Here is a 2,906-nt window from a genome sequence, read left to right on the forward strand (position 1 = left end):
GCGAGCAGTTCGGGGGTCGGTGAGAAGAACGAGCTCATGCCCCGGCCGCCTCCGCGACCGCCGCCCCCGCCGAGTCCGAGGCCGAGGCCTGGCGCTCTCGCGACCGTTGCCGAGGGGCCCGCGGAACCGGACCGCCAGGCCGAGTCGGTGACGGCGGACGACGGGGAGGCGAGGGTCGCGAGCGCCTCGATGCTGCCCCCCGCCGCGGCCGAGACGACCGGTTCGTCAAGACCGGACAGCAGCGCCCGATAGCTGGCGCTGTGCTCGAGGAGCTCGTCGTGGCTGCCCTCCGCGCTCACCGAGCCGTGCTCGATCACGACGATGCGATCGGCCAGGTGCAGGGTCGACTCCCGGTGGGCGATGAGCAGCACGGTGCGGGTTCCGAGCATGTCCCGCAGCCCGTCGTGGATCGCCTGCTCCGTGCTCGCGTCGATCGCGCTGGTCGCATCGTCCAGGATCAGGATGCGCGGATCGACCAGGATGGCCCTGGCGAGCGCGATGCGCTGGCGCTGCCCGCCGGAGAGGCTGAGGCCGCGCTCCCCGACCACGGTGTCATAGCCCCGCGGCAGCCTGGTGATGAACTCGTGCGCCTGCGCGACCCGCGCGGCGTCCTCGATCTGCTCCTCGCTCGCATCCGGCCTGCCGTAGGCGATGTTGAAGCGGACGGAGTCGGAGAACAGGAAGCTCTCCTCGAAGACCACCCCGATCGTCCGCCGCAGCGAGTGCAGCCGGACGGTGCGGAGGTCGTGGCCGTCGACGGCGACGCTGCCGCCGACGGGGTCGTAGAACCGGGAGACGAGGGCCGCGATGGTCGACTTCCCGCCTCCGCTCGGGCCGACGAGGGCAACCCGCTCTCCGGCGGCGATGCGCAGGTCGAGGCCGTCGAGCACCAGATGCTCGGCGTCGTAGCCGAAGTCGACCGCGGAGAAGACGATCTCGCCGCCGCCGTCCGGGAGCTCGCCGGCGTCCGGCGCATCCGCGATCGCCGGCCTGCGGTCGAGCAGCTGGAAGATCCGCTCGATGCCCACCCTGGCCTGCTGACCGATCGTGAGGATGCCCGCGAGCTGCCTGGCCGGTGCCATGAGCTGGGCGATATAGGCCGAGAACGCGAGGAAGGTGCCGATGGTGAGCTGGTGGTTGAGCGCGAGCCAACCGCCGAGGGCGAGCACGGCGACCTGCCCGAGCACGGGGATCGCCTCGAGCATCGGCTGGTAGCGCGACTGCAGGCGGACGGCACGCATCTGCGAGCCGTACAGGGTCGTCGCGAGCTCGGCCATCCGTCCGACCTCGCGGTGCTCCCGCCCGAAGGCCTTGACCACGCGGACGCCGTTGACGTCCTCGTCGACGATCTGCGCGAGCTCGCCCTCGCGCTGCTGGGCATCCCAGGTCGCCGGGAAGATGCGCGCCCGCATCCGGTACGAGACGAACACGAGCAGCGGCGTCACGACGAGGCTCACCAGGGCGAGCAGCGGCGAGAGGAAGAACATCACGACGAGCGACAGCAGCATGAGGATCACGTTGCCGCTCATGATCGGCAGCATGTTGAGCAGCCCCTGCACGAGGGTCGAATCGGAGTTGGCCCTCGCGACCAGCTGGCCCGTGGACATCCGGTCGATGCTCGCGAAGTCCATCGTCTGCAGGTGGGCGTGCATGTCGTTGCGCAGGTCGTTCTGCACCTCGAGGGCCACCCGGCCGCCGCGATACCTGCGGAGATAGGCGAAGCCGAAGGTCGCCGCGGCGAGCACGATGAGCAGCACCAGCCAGGGCAGCAGCGGAGAGGTGCGGGCGACGATGACGTTGTCGACGATCTGCCTGGCGATGAGCGGCACGACGACCTGACAGGCGCTGCCGAACAGGGCGGCGCCGAGGGCGAGGATCACGCTGCCGCGATGCCGCAGCATGTACCTCCAGAGCCTCCTCACCCAGCCGGGTCCGTCGGTCTCGGCCGGCACATCCTCGCGCGGCGCGGCACCGCGCCTCATGACAGCGCCGCGCGCTCGGCGGCCAGGCGCTCGGTCATGAGCTCGTCCATGGCCGTCCCCAGCCAGGCCAGCGACTCCATCACCCGCCGCCCGTCCGGGGTGCGCCCGCAGAGGTCCTCGATCCTGCCCGCCATCTCCGTTTCGGCGCGCTCGAAGATGGCCCGCCCCTCCGCGGTCAACGAGAGGGCGCTGGCCCGCTGGTCGCCGGCGACGACGGACCGGTCCAGCAGCCCGCGCCGGTGCAGCGAGTCGACGGTCGCGCTCACGGTGGGCTTGCCGAGGGCGAGCCGACTCGCCAGGCGCGAGGCCCTCCCCTCCCCGGAGTCGATGGCGGAGAGCACACGATAGTCGGCGAGGCTCAGCTCGGCGGAGGCGCGCTCGATGAGCCGGGAGACCCGGACGATGCCGCGGACGGCCTCGATCGCGGGGGAGGATTCGGAGTCGGTCACCCGTCCAGCCTACGCCGATAGTTCGTCGATCGAACTATCGGCGTGCGAGCCTCCGTGACGAACTGTGAACGGTGCGGTTGACGCCCCCTCGCCCGGAACCGTAGCGTCGGCCCATGGAGAGCGCGACGGCACGAACCCAGTTCGTCTGGACGGTGGCGACCGACCCGCTCGCCCGCCCCTTGGTCGACGACCTCGCCCGCGAGTACGACGAGCGCTACGAGCCAACCGACGGTGTGCCCTCGTCCTTCGAGCTGAGCCGGTACCCCGCCGAGCTGTTCAGCGCGGGGCTCGGCGGGGCCTTCCTCGTCGTCCTGCGCGGCGGCGCCGCGGTCGCCGGCGGGGCGTTCAAGCGGATCGACGACCGCACGGCGGAGATGAAGCGGGTGTGGACGCATCCGCTGCACCGCCGCCAGGGGCTCGCCCGCCGGGTCATGGGCGAGCTCGAGCACGAGGCCGCCCTGCGCGGCTATCGGGC

The 2,906-nt window shown here is 71.6% G+C and carries 3 protein-coding genes; 1 reads left to right on the plus strand and 2 read right to left on the minus strand.

All coding sequences use genetic code 11. The annotated features are described in order from the left end of the window. Positions 1-1,982 (minus strand): ABC transporter ATP-binding protein (locus tag VGC18_RS05370; protein ID WP_331095008.1); only part of this gene is annotated, 1,982 nt, incomplete at its 3' end. Then, the gene (locus VGC18_RS05375; protein WP_331095010.1) at positions 1,979-2,431 is read right to left on the minus strand and encodes a MarR family winged helix-turn-helix transcriptional regulator; all 453 of its coding nucleotides are present in this window, start codon (positions 2,429-2,431) and stop codon (positions 1,979-1,981) included. The genes VGC18_RS05375 and VGC18_RS05370, both read right to left, overlap by 4 nt. Positions 2,432-2,544: 113 nt before the next feature. On the opposite strand from VGC18_RS05375, the gene VGC18_RS05380 reads away from it, so the two are divergent. Continuing rightward, positions 2,545-2,906 (plus strand): GNAT family N-acetyltransferase (locus tag VGC18_RS05380; protein ID WP_331095012.1); only part of this gene is annotated, 362 nt, incomplete at its 3' end.

The organism is Lacisediminihabitans sp., from assembly GCF_036404185.1.
GTDB lineage: Bacteria > Actinomycetota > Actinomycetes > Actinomycetales > Microbacteriaceae > Lacisediminihabitans.